Source organism: Salinicola aestuarinus, assembly GCF_003206645.1.
GTDB lineage: Bacteria > Pseudomonadota > Gammaproteobacteria > Pseudomonadales > Halomonadaceae > Salinicola > Salinicola aestuarinus.
This window is the reverse complement of record NZ_PZJP01000003.1, coordinates 12,269-26,717: the sequence shown is the minus strand read 5'-3', so window position 1 is coordinate 26,717 and position 14,449 is coordinate 12,269. Positions and strand designations below refer to the sequence as shown.

14 protein-coding genes are annotated in these 14,449 nt (G+C 65.8%); 1 reads left to right on the top strand and 13 read right to left on the bottom strand.

Annotated elements, in window-relative coordinates:
- Positions 1-71: 71 nt before the first annotated feature.
- The 3 genes from DOM41_RS02995 to DOM41_RS02985 all read right to left on the bottom strand — a co-directional run bounded on the left by DOM41_RS02995 (position 72) and on the right by DOM41_RS02985 (position 4,660).
- Positions 72-983 (bottom strand): LysR substrate-binding domain-containing protein, encoded by a 912-nt coding sequence (locus DOM41_RS02995; RefSeq protein ID WP_110685375.1) that lies wholly within the window; start codon positions 981-983, stop codon positions 72-74.
- 72 nt (positions 984-1,055) lie between these two features.
- On the bottom strand, positions 1,056-3,104 hold the full coding sequence (locus tag DOM41_RS02990; protein ID WP_110685374.1) for a CocE/NonD family hydrolase: 2,049 nt from the start codon (positions 3,102-3,104) through the stop codon (positions 1,056-1,058).
- The gene (locus DOM41_RS02985; RefSeq protein ID WP_110685373.1) at positions 3,101-4,660 is read right to left on the bottom strand and encodes a BCCT family transporter; all 1,560 of its coding nucleotides are present in this window, start codon (positions 4,658-4,660) and stop codon (positions 3,101-3,103) included. The genes DOM41_RS02990 and DOM41_RS02985 overlap by 4 nt, the downstream gene beginning before the upstream one ends.
- A gap of 178 nt (positions 4,661-4,838) precedes the next feature.
- Here DOM41_RS02985 and DOM41_RS02980 point away from each other — a divergent pair, with 178 nt between their 5' ends.
- Positions 4,839-5,063 carry a DUF3820 family protein gene (locus DOM41_RS02980; RefSeq protein ID WP_110685372.1) on the top strand — a complete coding sequence of 75 codons (225 nt, stop codon included), beginning with the start codon at positions 4,839-4,841 and terminating at the stop codon, positions 5,061-5,063.
- A 48-nt stretch (positions 5,064-5,111) separates the two neighbouring features.
- Here DOM41_RS02980 and DOM41_RS02975 read toward each other — a convergent pair whose 3' ends face one another.
- The 10 genes from DOM41_RS02975 to DOM41_RS02930 form a co-directional block, all read right to left on the bottom strand.
- Entirely contained in the window at positions 5,112-5,792 is a 681-nt protein-coding gene (locus DOM41_RS02975; protein WP_110685371.1) for a type 1 glutamine amidotransferase domain-containing protein, read from the bottom strand.
- Between the two features lie 254 nt (positions 5,793-6,046).
- Positions 6,047-6,448 (bottom strand): hypothetical protein, encoded by a 402-nt coding sequence (locus DOM41_RS02970; RefSeq protein ID WP_110685370.1) that lies wholly within the window; start codon positions 6,446-6,448, stop codon positions 6,047-6,049.
- Positions 6,441-7,478 carry a J domain-containing protein gene (locus DOM41_RS02965; RefSeq protein ID WP_110685369.1) on the bottom strand — a complete coding sequence of 346 codons (1,038 nt, stop codon included), beginning with the start codon at positions 7,476-7,478 and terminating at the stop codon, positions 6,441-6,443. The genes DOM41_RS02970 and DOM41_RS02965 overlap by 8 nt, the downstream gene beginning before the upstream one ends.
- A 254-nt stretch (positions 7,479-7,732) precedes the next feature.
- Positions 7,733-8,224 carry a GNAT family N-acetyltransferase gene (locus DOM41_RS02960; protein WP_157956826.1) on the bottom strand — a complete coding sequence of 164 codons (492 nt, stop codon included), beginning with the start codon at positions 8,222-8,224 and terminating at the stop codon, positions 7,733-7,735.
- Positions 8,225-8,234: 10 nt separating this feature from the next.
- Positions 8,235-8,678, bottom strand: a complete 444-nt coding sequence (locus DOM41_RS02955; protein WP_110685367.1) for a cytidine deaminase — start codon at positions 8,676-8,678, stop codon at positions 8,235-8,237.
- Positions 8,675-9,403: a purine-nucleoside phosphorylase gene (deoD, locus tag DOM41_RS02950; RefSeq protein WP_110685366.1), complete on the bottom strand. Its 729-nt coding sequence runs from the start codon at positions 9,401-9,403 to the stop codon at positions 8,675-8,677. Before deoD ends, DOM41_RS02955 begins: the two co-directional genes overlap by 4 nt.
- On the bottom strand, positions 9,403-10,653 hold the full coding sequence (locus tag DOM41_RS02945) for a phosphopentomutase (protein ID WP_110685365.1): 1,251 nt from the start codon (positions 10,651-10,653) through the stop codon (positions 9,403-9,405). The genes deoD and DOM41_RS02945 overlap by 1 nt, the downstream gene beginning before the upstream one ends.
- Before the next feature lie 14 nt (positions 10,654-10,667).
- The gene (gene deoA / locus DOM41_RS02940; protein WP_110685364.1) at positions 10,668-11,999 is read right to left on the bottom strand and encodes a thymidine phosphorylase; all 1,332 of its coding nucleotides are present in this window, start codon (positions 11,997-11,999) and stop codon (positions 10,668-10,670) included.
- Positions 12,000-12,095: 96 nt separating this feature from the next.
- On the bottom strand, positions 12,096-12,869 hold the full coding sequence (gene deoC, locus DOM41_RS02935) for a deoxyribose-phosphate aldolase (protein ID WP_157956825.1): 774 nt from the start codon (positions 12,867-12,869) through the stop codon (positions 12,096-12,098).
- A 156-nt stretch (positions 12,870-13,025) separates the two neighbouring features.
- Positions 13,026-14,297: a NupC/NupG family nucleoside CNT transporter gene (locus DOM41_RS02930; RefSeq protein WP_110685363.1), complete on the bottom strand. Its 1,272-nt coding sequence runs from the start codon at positions 14,295-14,297 to the stop codon at positions 13,026-13,028.
- Positions 14,298-14,449 lie beyond the last annotated feature (152 nt).

Genomic DNA, 14,449 nt, shown 5'->3' with positions numbered 1-14,449 from the left:
TGATGACAGGCGTTGCGCGCGTCGTGCCGAGGTTTCGCCCTTCAAACGATGTTCCCCCGCATCGCTTGCCATCAGCGCGCGGCGAGCACCCAGTCGCGAAAGGCGCGCATGGGCGCGGAGAGATGCCGATGTTCCGGTGTAAACAGTGACAGACGCCCGCGACTGGTGAGCGTCTGCGGCAGCGCCTGAATTAACGTCCCCTGCGAGAGCTCGGCGTCGAGCAGGCGCATCCAGCCAAGCGTGATCCCCTGTCCGGCCAGCGTGGCGTTCATCAGCAGTTGGAAGCTGTTGGCACGCAGCGTGTGGGCGGGCGGCTGCCAGGCGAGGCCGAGTTCGCGATACCACTGCTCCCAGGTGAGCCAGTCATGGTAGTGATCCTCCACCACCATCAGCGTGTGCCCGGTCAGCAGCGCCGTCGGCTCGTCGATCGTGCCGTGTTGCTGTTGATAGAGAGGGCTGCAGACCGCGCCGACGGTTTCGTGCTCGAAAATGGCGTCGGCCTGGAGACCGGGCGGATCGACCTCGTCGGGAATGTGATAGTAGATCCCCAGATCGAATTCGCCGAGATCCAGCCGGTAGGGGTCCTCGACGGTGAGAATACGAATCTCGATGTCGGGGTGGGCGCGCTGAAAGTCGGGGAGCTGACGGGCGAGCCAGATCGAGGCGATGGTCGGGCTTGATGCGAGCGTTAGCTGGCGCTCGCCGCCGCGACGACGTAGTCGGGCGGTTTCGTCGCCCAGGTCGCGCAGCGCCCGCTGCACGGCATGGTAGTAGTGCTCGCCGGCCGGGGTGAGCCTGAGCCCCTCCGGGTGCCGCTCGAACAGCGGCCGTCCCAGATCCGCCTCCAGCCGCTGGATCTGCCGGCTGACGGCACTTTGGGAGAGGTGCAGCTCGCCCCCCGCCTGGGTGAAGCTTGCATGTCGGGCGGCTGCCTCGAAGGCACGCAGGCAGGTCAGCGGAGGCAGGGCATCGCGAGAGGACATGAGGGTTCCGGGGCCGAACGGTTTCGGCCCCGGAGAATAGCACGCACACCGCGCTGACTCGTATTCACTGCGCTAGATCGCGGTGCGCGGTATCTCTCGCTGCCAGCGCTTCTCGCTGACGCAGGCATCCCCCTCGTAGGCGAGCTGCTCGGCGGTGAGATAGAACGTCGTCTCATCGCAGTGCAGATGATGCCGGCTGATGACCGTCACCTGGAAGGCGCCTTCGCCTTCGTCGCGTCCGGCGCGATAGGTCCACTCGATGTCGGCGCGCGTGCGCGAGGCATCCGTCGGGTGGCTGGTATAGACCTCTTTCGCGCGCTGTTCGACCCGTAGCCCGTGGTCGGTGAAGCGGACGTCGCCCATGTCGTCCTCCACCGTTACCGTGACTTCGCCGCTTCCTACATCTTCGCTGAGCGTGCGCTTGGGCGTGCCCGCGCGCAGTGTCTCCAGACGGCACGGTGTGGCGCTTTCCGGTGCCTCGAACGGCATCGGGATCGACTCGGTCTGGCAGGTGGGCAGCGTCAGCGACGGGGCGCCGGCCAGCAGCGTCAGGTCGGCGCGCCGTTGAGGCGACCAGACCAGCGGGAAGCTCGCGCTGGAGAGGGCCAATCGCAGCCGGTGCCCCGGCGGCAGCCGATAACCGATCATGTCCAGCGACAGCGTGATCGCCATCGGCGCCCCCGGCGTGGGCGGATCGATCGTCCCCGGATCGTTGCGCAGGTTGAGATTGAGCGTGGCGTAGGTGATCAGCGCACTTTCACCGTTCGGCGCCACGTCGCAGAGGCGAACGTGAAGCTGGCCGCAGGCCTCATCGCTGCTGATCTGCGCGTTGAGTGTCGGCTGACCCAGAAGCGACAGCCCGTCGGCGTAGGGGGCGCTGTCGAACGTCAGCGACAGGGCGTCGTCGCGGCGCTGGTCGGTCGGAAAATCCGCGCCGAACCAGAGCGGAATGTACTCGCCCTGAAACGATCCCGCGGTGAGCGGTGATGCAATACGTTGCGCCCGAGTGAGCTCGCCGGTGTCACTCAGCCCCGCGTCGCCGAGAACGAGTGTGCAGGGCTCGATTTCGTCAGCCGGCGCCGGCCAGCTCGAGGTGCGTACCCACTCACCGGGGCGCTCGAGGTATTTCGGCGCCGGGGGCAGGCCATCCTGCAGATAGAAGGTGCAGGGGGACTCATCCATCACCCCGGTGTCGATGCCCTTGAGCCAGTAGTCCCACCAGCGTAGCGCCTCCTGGAGAAACCCGATCGCCGGGTCGGGAATCGCGAAGTGCGGATACTTGTGCATCCACGGTCCGATCAGCGCTTTCCTCGGACAGGAGAGCTTCTCCATCATGCGCGGAATGGTGTCGATATAGGAGTCGGCCCAGCCGCTGACCATGTAGACCGCCGCCTCGATATCGGCGTAATTCTCGCCGATCGAGCCATGTTTCCAGTAGTCGTCGCGTGACTGATGCTGGAGCCAGGTGTCGGCGAGCAGCGGCATGTTGTCGAGCCGGTGATGCCACATGTCGCGCCAGCGCTCACCCACCAGCGCCGGGTCAGGAACGGCGCCGGAGAAGCTGAGCATGGTCGCCGACCACGCCAGATTCTCCAGCAGCATGTTGCCGCCCTTGTAGTGGATGTCGTCGGCGTATCGATCGTCGGTGGAGCAGAGTGTGATGATCGCCTTCAGCGGTTCGGGTCGCAGCGCTGCCAGCTGGAGGCTGTTGAAGCCCCCCCATGAGATGCCCATCATGCCGAGATTGCCGTCGCACCAGGGCTGATCGGCGATCCAGTCGATCACCTCCAGCGCATCCTGTTGTTCCTGCGGGGCGTATTCATCCGCCATCAGGCCGTCGGATTCGCCATTGCCGCGCATGTCGACCCGAATACAGGCGTAGCCGTGGCCGGCCAGATAGGGGTGAGTCAGCTCGTCGCGAATCGCCGTGCCGTCGCGTTTGCGATAGGGCAGATACTCGAGGATCGCCGGCACCGGCTGGGCGTCGGTGTCCGCGCCGGGGGTGCCGGCGGCGCCTTCCGGTAGCCAGATGCGTGCCGCCAGCCGAGTACCGTCGGCGAGCGTGATCCACGCATTCTCGATCTCGCGTACACGGTGGGGAAAGTCCTGCTTGATCTTCATGAAACACTCTCATCGCGAGGGGATGTGGCGGCGACGTCGAGCCGCTGCGGATTGTTGAGCCAGACCCAGAGCGAGCCGGAGGCGAGAAGCACGATCAGCATCGAGGGCAGGCCGCCAAGGTTGGAGAGCATCTTGACGCCGTCGATGCCCACGAAGCTGACCATGACCCAGGAGACGATCCCCACGATCACGCCCCAGATCACCTTCATCGGAACGCCGGCATTGAGGTCGGAGTCGGCGGTCAGGCCGCGGGTGCAGAGGTTGCCGATGGCGTCGGTCTGCGAGTCGGCCGCCGTGACGTAGGAGATATAGGCGACGAACAGCAATAGCGGAATCCAGAGACCCGAGAGCGGTAGCTGGCGGAACAGTTCGTAGAGCACGTTCTCTACGCCGCGGTCGTCGAGAATGGCGTAGAGATCCGCGCCGCTGGGGCTACCGGCGTGCGATTGGAAATAGAGCGCCGCGCCGGAAAAAATCACGATCCAGACGCTGGCGAATAGCGCCGGGTAAAGCAGATTGATGCGCAGGAATTCGCGCACCGTGTAGCCCCGGGAGATCTTGCCGAGGAAGAGCGCGGCGACCGGGGCCCAGGCAAACCAGACCGCCCAGTAGAAGATCGACCACCACTGCGGCCACTGGTCGTCGCCGGCGGCGCCGGTAAACAGGCTCTTGGTGAAGAAGTTGTCCAGATAGATCCCGAACGACTCGACGCCGAGAGAGAGTGCATAGATCGTCGGCCCGACGATAAAGACGAAGATGCCGAGGACCAGCAGCAGCACGGCGTTGAGTGACGAGAGGCGCGCGATACCCTTCTGCAGGCCGCTGGCTGCCGAGATGACGAAGGTGGTGACGATGATCGCGATGATCACACCGAGTCGCAGCGGCGTCGTCTCACCGCCGAGATACTGCCCCGCGCCGCCGGCGAGCGTCAGCGCACCGGTGCCCAGCGACGACGCCATCCCCGCGACCAGCGCGTAGAGCGAGACGGCGTCGATCAGTCCGGCGAACCGCTTCACGCGAGGGCCGAAGATCGGCTCGAGCATGCTCGAGATCGAAAAGCGCAGGCGCAGATTGTAGAAGGCAAGCGCGAAGATCAGCGCCGGTACGGCGTAAATGGCGTAGGGCGTGAAGGTCCAGTGCAGAAACATCGTCGACATCGCGAATAGCGCGGCCTCGCCGGAGCCGGGCTCCAGGTTCAGCGACGTCGGCGGTGACATCAGGTGATAGAGCGGCTCGGCAGTGGTCCAGAACAGGACCCCGACGGCGAGCGTCGTGCAGAGTGTGATGGAGAACCAGCGGAGCTTGGAGAGCAGCGGTGTCGCCTCGGCACCGCCGATGCGAACCCGGCCGAGTGGCGAGACGTAGACCACCACCGCCATGATCAGCAGGTAGAGACTGCCGAGGCTGAAAAGCCAGGAAAAGTTGTCGAGAATGGCACTGTTGAGGGTGCTCGCCACCGCGAGAAAGCCGTCGAGGTCGACGTAGCTTGCCACCACGGCGGCCAGTAGCACTAGAAAGGTTGGCCAGAATACGAGCGGCCTCAGTGAGGTTTGCATATCCATCTCCCGTTGTCGTTATTCGTCGGTGTGATGCACCGTCTTCATGGTGCTATACCCTAACCGCGGATCGGTAGCGGCCGACAAACGCCGAAAGAGAATGGGCTCATGCGCTCAACGCATGGGCATACGAGAACCGCACAGCCAGGCGGGTTGGCGTGCCTTGACGAGAGAGATGATGGAACCCGAGGACCTCGAGAAACTGGTAACGCGGCGAATGCCATTCGGTAAATACGAAGGTTGGCTGATCGCCGATCTACCGGGGAACTATCTCAACTGGTTTGCCCGGGAGGGGTTCCCGAACGGTGAGGTCGGTCGCCTTCTGGCGCTGATGCAGGAGATCGATCACAACGGACTGGCGGGGCTGTTGGCGCCGTTGCGAAACAGCAGACAAGGGCAATAAGAGGGAAGGGGGAGAGCCCCGACCGCTCATGCGGCCGGGGCGTTCGCCTTAACGGAGGCGGTCGACCAGTGCGCTGGCCGTCACTTCGCTCGAAGCCGGGTTCTGACCGGTGATGAGCAGGCCATCCTCGACGTGGAACGGGGCGAAGTCGTCGTCGGCACGACGATAGTTCGCACCGAGGCGGACGAGTTCATTCTGCAGCAGGTGTGGGACGACGTCGGTCAGGCCGACGGCTTCCTCTTCGCTATTGGTGAAGCCGGTCACCGTACGCCCGGCGACCAGCGGCTCACCGCTGGCAGTCTTGACCTGGAGCAGTACGGTGGGGGCGTGGCAGACCGATGCCACCGGTTTGTCGGCGGCGAGGAACGTCTCGATCAGACGGATCGAATCGGCGTTGCCGGTAAGGTCCCACAATGGGCCGTGGCCGCCGGGGTAAAAGATGGCGTCGAAGTCATCTGCCGAGACATCGGCGAGCTTTTGGGTCTCGGCCAGCTGCGCCTTCGCCTTGTCGTCGGCCTCGAAACGACGGGTCGACTCTGTCTGGGCGTCGGCCTGGGCCGAGGTGGGGTCAACCGGCGGCTGTCCGCCTGCCGGGGAGGCCAGCGTGATCTCCGCCCCCGCATCCTGGAAGACGTAGAACGGGGACGCGAACTCCTCAAGCCAGAAGCCCGTCTTGTGACCGGTATCGCCCATGGCATCGTGCGAGGTCAGTACCATCAAAACTTTCATTGCGTCTCTCCTCGGTCGATTCGCGACACGTTCGGCGGGCGTTCATCCTGCCGGTGCTCGACACGTGGCGTGCCGGGCCGTTGTCGCGGTAGTGGCCGAGAGATGAGGGCGTCGAGGAATGACTTCAAGCCTGACCCGAGCGCATGACGAGCCCGCATCATGCTCGGCGAGGCTCGATCCTGGCCGACGTGCCGGCGGTGGGAGAGCGAGGCGCAAACCGTGGGTCACCGCAGCCGTGCGGCGGGTGCGACCGCTTATGCCGTCAGCCGCCCGAGGACGAAGGCGGCGACGACCAGCAGCAGGACCGCGAAAAAGCCCAGCCCCAGGCGCCAGCGACGCTGGCGCTGGGTGAGCACGGCTTCCAGCTTCTGGATTAACGCCTGTTGGCGCGACAGGGTCGGTGGCGGTTGCGTGAAGTCGCTGGCAACGTCGCCCTGCCAATGGGGCGCGTGGGTCAGCCCGAGACCGACGCGCAGACTTCCCAGATCGTTGAGCAGCGCGTGGAGATCGTCGTACTGGCGACGACGAGCCGTGACACCGAGCACGGCGGCCGCGTCGACTTTCAGAGACTGGTGGTCGCAGCGCCTGAGCGCATTTTCGAGGGTCGGGGGCGCGGCATCCTTGGGGATGCCAAGCCGGCGATAGAGATCACGCATGTCGCATCAGGAGATCGTAGGCGTTCTTGATGCGCTGGAACCGCTGAGAGGCGAGTTTCAAACGCCACTCGCTCTGCCCGTAGAAACGGTCGGGATGGTTGCGCTGCGCCAGGCGCCGGTAGGCGCGTTTGATCTCGCTGCGCGAGGCGCTGGCATCCAGTTCCAGTTCGAGCAGTGCCAGGCGTACCCGAAAGTCCGGTGGAGAGGCGTGGGCGCTGCTCTGCTCGCGGTGCCGCTGGCGAGCTTCTTCATAGCGTCGTTGATCCTCTTGTCGCTGCTCCTGGCGGCGTCTGGCCTCTTCGCGTGCCTGTTCGCGCGCCTGGCGCTCCCGCTCCCGCGCCAGGCGTTCCTGCTCGCGCTGGTGGGCGGCCTGGGCGGCGGCTTCTCGCTGTCGCTGTCGGGCTTCGGCTTGCTGGCGCTCCTGATCGCGCCGCTGCTGGCGAGCCTCACGCTGGCGCTCCACGCGCTGACGCGCTCGCTCGCGCCAGCCGGGGCGTAGTGAGCTTTCCGCCTCCTCGGCGCGGGGGGGCTCATCGTCCGGGCTATCTTGCCCGCTGTCACTGGCTGTCTCGGCCCAGTAATCATGTCGACTGGGGTCGCCCGGTGCCTCGAGGCGAAGGCCGGTCACGTCCTGGTAGAGGTGGGACAGCGCGTCGGGGGTGACACCGATCAGGTCGGCTAGAAAGCGCAGGATATGGTGGTTGCGCGGACTCAGCGCGGCATCGCTGGTCGCCAGCACGATCGCCTGGCGCAGGAAGGCCGGACGAGTCCCCGTGCCATCGCGCAGCAGCACTTCGGCGGCAAGCTGGATGTCACCCAGGTCGGTTCGTCGAGCGGCCTCGAGCAGGGTCGTGAGATCTTGAACCTGATGCACGCGCTGGGTGAGCGTCTCGAGGTAGTGACGATCTTCATCGAGGGCTTCGTGCTTGTTGACGAAAACCCAGGCTAGGAGCAGAAGCTCAGCGCTTTGACGCTGATCCTGACTCTTTAGCAGTAACGCTTCGAAAGCAGAGAAACGGGCGGTGGCCATCGGTGATCCCGAACGATGTGGCACGGGCACATCGAGTAGCTTTTATTTGTCACCGAGTATAACCAAACCACCGCTTGGATGGGCCCCTGACTAGCGCGAGGTTTGCCATCGTGTTCGGCCTTTAGCCGCGGCGTCGCACAGGGCGTGATTCGCCCCCGCGAAATCACTCAGGTCCCGGGTTGATATTCTCCGGGCCGAAGGCCTCCGGCAGCCGCTCGAGGCGCAGGCCTGACGTCGCTCACGCCAGCAGTGCGTCACGACGATGAAGTCGGCGTCAGCGTCTTGCGCATGACGCCGCGCTCCAGGGTGACGCCGCTGCGATGCTTGATGGTGTCGGTAGTGATCAGCACGTAATCGTGGGCGCGGTAGAAGTCGATGGCGTTGAGGGCGGCGGAAAGCGTCAGGCTCTCGATGCCGAGTGTCGCGGCGAGGTGCTCCGCGCGCTGCAGCAGCCGCGCCCCGTAGCCCTGTCGAAAGGCGCTTGGCGCCACGAAGAGCGCTTCGAGCTCCCGTCCGGGGGCATCGATGACCGTGTAGCCGACGAGGTTCCCCGTCCGCTCGCCGACGATGGCATGCCCTCGCGACACGTATTGGCGAAACGCCGCGCTTGGCGGTGCGGCGAGCCAGGTCTCCAGCGCCTCGGCCGGGTAGTATCCCGCGCACTGCACGCGAGCGGCCTCGGTGCGCAGTGCCCAGAGTCGCTCGATGTCGTCCGCAGCGGCGGTGCGGAACGTCAGCGGCGGCATCGTCACGGCGTCAGCCCATCGGTGAGCGTTTGTCGAGATTCTCCGGGCCGAAGGAGTCGGGCAGCAGCTCGTCCATGCGGTACTGCTTGAGCGGGGCGCCGTCGCCGTCGAGCACCACGATGCGCGTATCGACCGTGGCGAACTCGCGAATGCGCTGGCGGCAGTCGCCGCAGGGCGTGCACAGATGCGCCCCGGGCCCGATGACGTAGATCTCCTTGATCACTCGCTCGCCGTTGGAGACCAGCGCAGCGATGGCGCTCCCTTCGGCACAGAGCCCCTTGTAGTTGGCGCTCTCGACGTTGCAGCCGGCGTAGGTGCGCCCGCTGTCGCTGATCAGTACCGCCCCCACCGGGTGATCGGAGTAGGGCACGTAGGCGTTGGCGCGCACGTCGAGCGCGGCGCGTCGAATGTCATCACTGACCGCGATGGCAGTCTCTTGGGTTGACTGACTCATTGGGCTTGCTCCTCGTCGTCGCGCAGCAGGCCATCCAGGGTAATCGTCATCATCTCGGCGAAGCCGGTCTGGCGCGTCTGGGCGTCGAGCGCCTCGTCTTTCAGGATGTGATCGGAGACGGTACACACCGTCAGCGCCCGGGCGCCGAACTCGGCGGCCACCCCGTAGAGCCCGGCGGCCTCCATCTCGACGCCGAGAATGCCGAGACGTTTCATCGTCTGGAAGAAATCGACGTCCGGGGTATAGAACAGATCCGCCGAGAACAGGTTGCCGACCTGGGTCGGGGTGCCGCGCTCAGCGGCGGCGTCAACGGTGTGGCGGGTGAGGCCGAAATCGGCAATGGCGGCGAAGTCGTGGCCGTTGAAGCGGGTGCGGTTGACGCGGGAGTCGGTGCAGGCGCCCATGCCGATGACGATGTCGTTGACCGCCACGTCGTCGCGCACCGCGCCACACGAGCCGACGCGGACCAGTCGTTTGACGCCGTACTCGGTGATCAGCTCCTTGGCGTAGATCGAGAGTGACGGAATCCCCATGCCGCTGCCCATCACCGAGATTCGACGACCGCGATAGGTGCCGGTGAAAGCGAGCATGTTGCGCACCCGATTGACGCAGACGACGTCGTCGAGAAACGTCTCGGCGATGAACTCGGCGCGCAGCGGGTCGCCGGGCATCAGCACGGTGTCGGCGAAATCGCCGTCACGCGCTTCGATATGCGGTGTAGCCATCAGTTCTCTCCTCGCGGCCGCTCGCCCAGCAGCGAGCGGCCGTCGTCCATGGCGGGCAGGTCGAAATAGTCAGCCAGCGTCTGGCCGATATCGGCATAGGTTTCGCGTATGCCGTAGCCACCGGCGGCAAGCCCGGCACCCTGCATCAGCACCGGCACCTGCTCGCGGGTGTGATCGTTGCCGCGCCAGGTGGGGTCGTTGCCGTGGTCAGCGGTGAGGATCAAGAGATCCTCGGGGCCGAGCCTGGCCTGAACCTCTGGCAGGCGGCGGTCGAAGGCTTCCAGTGCCGCCGCGTAGCCCTCGGGATCGCGGCGGTGGCCGTAGAGCGTGTCGAAGTCGACGAAGTTGGTCATCACCAGGGTGCGCGGCACGGCGTCGTCGATCGCGCCGAGGGTAGCCTCGAACAGGGCATCATGGCCGTGGGCCTTGCGCACTTCGCTGACGCCGCAGTGGGCGTAGATATCGCCGATCTTGCCGACGCCGATCACCCGGCCGCCGGCGTCATCGAGTCTCGAGAGCACCGTGGGAGTGGGCGGTTCGATGGCGTAGTCGCGGCGATTGCCGGTGCGCTCGAAGGTCTCCACTGTCTCGCCGACGAAAGGCCGGGCGATCACGCGGCCGATGTTGTAGGGCATCAGCAGTTCGCGAGCGATTTCGCAGAGCGTGTAGAGCCGCTCGAGACCGAAGTGGGTCTCGTGGGCGGCGATCTGGAACACCGAGTCCGCCGAGGTATAGACGATCGGCTTGCCGCTCTCGATATGCTCCGTGCCCAATGACTCGATCACCGGGACGCCGGAGGCGTGGCAGTTACCAAGCACGCCGGGCAGCTCGGCACGCTGAACCAGCGCCTCGAGCAGCTCGGCGGGGAAGCTCGCTTCGCGCTCGGTGAAGTAGCCCCATTCGAAGCGCGCCGGGACGCCGGCGATCTCCCAGTGGCCTGACGGCGTGTCCTTGCCCGACGAGATCTCCTGCGCTGACGCCCAGCTACCGTTGATAGCCTGGGGCGGATCGATGCCGGCCGCCCACTCGCCGGTCGCCAGCCGGTGAGCCTGGTAGAGCCCGAGCGCGGCGAGGTTGGGCAGTTCGAGCGGTCGGCCGGCGTCAGCGCGAACGCGGGCGATGTGACCCAGCGTATCGGCGCCGGCATCACCGTAGGCTTTTGCATCCGGTGCGTTGCCGATACCGAAGGAGTCGAGCACCAGCAGCACCGCGCGCTGGCCGGGTCGAGCAATCGTTGTGCCTGAGATCATAGCGGAGTCCTGGGTCATGCCGTTGCCTCCGGGCGCAGGGTCGCGTGGACGAGCGGTGGGGTGTCGGTGGGCGTCTCGCTCACGCTGAAGGCGCGGCGGAGTCGGCTGGTGACCGCCTCGGCGTCGGCGCGGTCGCGGGCATGCAGTCGCAGCAGCGGCTGACCGGGCTCGACCCGCTCCCCCAGCGCCGCGATGCGCGAGAGGCCGACCGCCGGATCGATGGCGTCCCCCGGGTTGCGCCGACCGCCGCCGAGTTCGACCACGCCCATGCCGAGTTCGCGGGTGTCGATTGCACTGATCACGCCGGTGCAGTCTGCCTCGATGTCCAGGCTCACCGGCGCCTCGGCGAGATGATGGCAGGCGCGGTCGGCCAGATCGGCGGGTCCGCCGAGGCCGTGCACCATGCGCGAGAAGCGCTCCAGCGCCTCACCGCTGTTCAGCGCGCGATCCAGAAGGCGCCGGGCGTCCGCGTCGTCGCCAGCGAGACCGGCCTGCACCAGCATTTCGGCGGCAAGCGACTGCGTCACGGCGTAGAGCCTCGACGACGTGTCTTCGCCGCGCAGCACTCGCAACGCCGCGTGAACCTCCAGGGCGTTACCCGCGCAATCGGCCAACGGCTGGTTCATGTCGGTGAGCAGCACGCTGGTGCGGGTGCCGGCATCGCCGCCGATGGCGACGATGGCCTCAGCCAGCTCCCGGGAGGCTGCCGGCGTCGGCATGAAGGCGCCGCTGCCCACCTTGACGTCCATCACCAGCGTGTCGAGACCGCAGGCGAGCTTCTTGCCCAGGATCGAGGCGACGATCAGTGGAATCGACTCCACCGTTGCGGTGACGTCGCGTACGCCGTAGAGACGTTTGTCGGCAGGGGCGAGAGAGCCGGTCTGACCGATGATCGCCACGCCCACTTCCTTCACCAGCCGGCGGAAGGTGGCGTCGCAGGGGGCGATGTCGTAGCCGGGGATCGACTCGAGTTTGTCCAGCGTGCCGCCGGTATGGCCGAGCCCACGACCCGAGACCATGGGAACGTGACCGCCGCAGGCGGCGACCCAGGGACCGAGCACCAGCGAGACCAGGTCGCCGACGCCCCCGGTCGAGTGCTTGTCGAGTACCGGACCCGGCAACTCGAGATCGTGCCAGTGCATCACCTGGCCCGAGTCACGGATCGATTCGGTCAGCGCCACCGATTCGTCGCGATCCATGCCGTTGAGATACACCGCCATGGCGAAGGCGCCGATCTGGGCGTCGCCGATGCTGCCGTCCGTGATGCCCTGCGTGATCAGATCGAGCATCTTGCGGCTGAGTGTCTGGCCGTCGCGCTTGCGACGGATGATTTCCTGAATGAGCATGCTGTTTCCCGCCTTACCGACTCACAGTGTCGACGTGGGCCACGCGTCGAAACCTGCCCGCGCTGTTGGCGATGTTGATGACCGCCGGGATGTCGCTCAATAGCCGCCGACGGTTGGCTGGTCGGGTCGGCCGTCGAGCGTCGCCAGTAGCGAATCGAGCAGTCCCGAGGCGCCGAAGCGGAAGTGTGCCGGTGTCAGCCAGGCCTCGCCCATCAATCGTTCGGCGAGTTCCAGATAGCTTTTGGCGTCATCGGTGGTTCGGATACCGCCGGCGGCCTTGAAGCCGACGTTACGGCCACTATCACGGATCGCGATGAGCAGGATCTCGGCGGCTTCGAGCGTGGCGTTGACCGCGACCTTGCCAGTGGAGGTCTTGAGGAAATCTGCCCCGGCAGCCAGCGCAATGTCGGCCGCCTGGCGAATCAGCGTCGGGTCTTCGAGCTCGCCGGTTTCCAGGATCACCTTGAGCAGGCGGTCGCCGCACGCCTCACGGCACGCCTCGACCAGCGCTCGCCCGGACTCGGCGTCGCCGTTCTTGAGCGCCTCGTAGGGAAAGACGACATCGACCTCCTCCGCCCCGGCGGCGACTGCGGCTCTGGTCTCGCGAGTGGCGCGGTCGACGTCGACGCTGCCGTCGGGAAAGTTGGTCACGGTGGCGATCCTCACGCTGTCGCGCAGGCCCATTTCGCCAAGCTCGCGCTCGGCGGCCTCGACGAAGGCGGGATAGACGCAGACCGCCGCCGGCGCGCCGTGGGGCGTTCGCGTGCGCTGGCAGAGCGCGGCGATCTCGGCGTCGCTGTCGTCATCGTTGAGCGAGGTGAGATCCATCATGGCAAGCGCCAGCTCGGCGGCGCGCGCGGTGGTCATCATCGAAAGCACTCCCGGGTCGATCGAAGGGTCGCGAGACGACCCGGGGGTCGTCTCGGCGGAAATCTGTCATCGGGCCGGCCAACGGCTGCCCGGTCATGACGGGATATCGGCGAGAGCCGAAGCGGCGCGGGCGGTTTGCCGCCTGCGCCGCTGAACTCATGCCGCGCCGGCAAGCGCCAGGAAAATACCCGCGAGCGTGGCCGACATCAGGTTGGAGAGAGTGCCGGCGAGCACTGCCTTGAGGCCGTAGCGGGCGATTTCCGGGCGGCGGGCGGGGGCCAGCGTGCCGAGGCCGCCGAGCAGGATCGCGATCGACGACAGGTTGGCAAAGCCACACAGCGCAAATGACAGAATCGCCGCGGTATGGGCCGACATCGCCTCGCCGGTCGCTTCGACCACCGTTTCACCGCTGATGTAAGGCGCCAGGTTGATATAGGCGACGAACTCGTTGACCACCAGTTTCTGGCCGATGAACGACCCCGCCAGCGTCGCCTCGTTCCAGGGGATGCCGAGTAGGAAGGCCAGTGGCGAGAAGAGCCAGCCGAGGATCAGCGACAGGCTGAGATTGTCCATGCCGAACCAGCCGCCGACGCCGCCGAGAATGCCGTCGACCAGTGCGATCAGACCGATGAACGCCAGCAGCATGGCGCCCACGTTGGCGGCCAGCATCAGCCCCGAGGTGGCGCCGGTGGCGGCGGCGTCGAGCACGTTGGCGGGTTTGTCTTCGGCCTCCATCGCCGCGTTGGCGCGCTCGGTATCGTCGTCCGGGGTCTCGGTCTCCGGCACCAGAATCTTGGCGAAGAGGAGACCGCCCGGCGCCGCCATGAAGGAAGCGGCAATGAGATATTCGATCGGAATGCCTAGTTCGGCGTAGCCGGCGAGCACTGACCCCGCGACGGAGGCGAGTCCGCCACACATCACGGCGAAAAGCTCCGAGCGGGTCATGCTGTTGAGGAAGGGCCGGACGACCAGCGGCGCCTCGGTCTGTCCGACGAAAATGTTGGCGGTCGCCGAGAGCGATTCGGTGCGCGAAGTGCGCAGCACTTTCTGCAGCGCGCCGCCGAGCATACGCACTACCAACTGCATGATGCCCAGGTAGTAGAGCACCGCAGTCAGCGAAGAGAAAAAGATGATGATCGGCAGCACCTTGAACGCGAAGATGAAGCCGACGTTGCTGGGGTCGGCGAGCCCGCCAAAAAGAAACGCGATGCCGTCGTTGGCATAGCTGATGACCTGGCTGACGTCGCTAGATATTGACTCGAGCACGCCCTTACCGAATGGCAGGTAGAGCACGAAAGCACCGATGGCGGCCTGAATGAGGAAGGCACCCGCCACGGTGCGTATGCGGATCGCCTTGCGATCGCTGGAGAACGCCAGCGCGATCAGCAGTAGTGCCACGACGCCGACCAGGCCCATTAGAAGTGTCATGTTGTTGTCCTTCTAAGAGAGATTCTAAGGGTGAGGATACGCTCGGTTATGTGCGATTTTTAACATTTTAGCGTTTGTCGAGTCACTTATTGTTTTTGCAATCACAAGACAATAGAGTGATTTCGTCCAGACAGCGCCGCGCGCCGCATCGC

Bases quoted from the DNA above. Each gene is read 5' to 3' on its own strand.
- DOM41_RS02995 (WP_110685375.1), bottom strand. From the start codon at position 983: ATGTCCTCTCGCGATGCCCTGCCTCCGCTGACCTGCCTGCGTGCCTTC.
- DOM41_RS02990 (WP_110685374.1), bottom strand. From the start codon at position 3,104: ATGAAGATCAAGCAGGACTTTCCCCACCGTGTACGCGAGATCGAGAAT.
- DOM41_RS02985 (WP_110685373.1), bottom strand. From the start codon at position 4,660: ATGCAAACCTCACTGAGGCCGCTCGTATTCTGGCCAACCTTTCTAGTG.
- DOM41_RS02980 (WP_110685372.1), top strand. From the start codon at position 4,839: ATGGAACCCGAGGACCTCGAGAAACTGGTAACGCGGCGAATGCCATTC.
- DOM41_RS02975 (WP_110685371.1), bottom strand. From the start codon at position 5,792: ATGAAAGTTTTGATGGTACTGACCTCGCACGATGCCATGGGCGATACC.
- DOM41_RS02970 (WP_110685370.1), bottom strand. From the start codon at position 6,448: ATGCGTGATCTCTATCGCCGGCTTGGCATCCCCAAGGATGCCGCGCCC.
- DOM41_RS02965 (WP_110685369.1), bottom strand. From the start codon at position 7,478: ATGGCCACCGCCCGTTTCTCTGCTTTCGAAGCGTTACTGCTAAAGAGT.
- DOM41_RS02960 (WP_157956826.1), bottom strand. From the start codon at position 8,224: ATGCCGCCGCTGACGTTCCGCACCGCCGCTGCGGACGACATCGAGCGA.
- DOM41_RS02955 (WP_110685367.1), bottom strand. From the start codon at position 8,678: ATGAGTCAGTCAACCCAAGAGACTGCCATCGCGGTCAGTGATGACATT.
- deoD (WP_110685366.1), bottom strand. From the start codon at position 9,403: ATGGCTACACCGCATATCGAAGCGCGTGACGGCGATTTCGCCGACACC.
- DOM41_RS02945 (WP_110685365.1), bottom strand. From the start codon at position 10,653: ATGATCTCAGGCACAACGATTGCTCGACCCGGCCAGCGCGCGGTGCTG.
- deoA (WP_110685364.1), bottom strand. From the start codon at position 11,999: ATGCTCATTCAGGAAATCATCCGTCGCAAGCGCGACGGCCAGACACTC.
- deoC (WP_157956825.1), bottom strand. From the start codon at position 12,869: ATGATGACCACCGCGCGCGCCGCCGAGCTGGCGCTTGCCATGATGGAT.
- DOM41_RS02930 (WP_110685363.1), bottom strand. From the start codon at position 14,297: ATGACACTTCTAATGGGCCTGGTCGGCGTCGTGGCACTACTGCTGATC.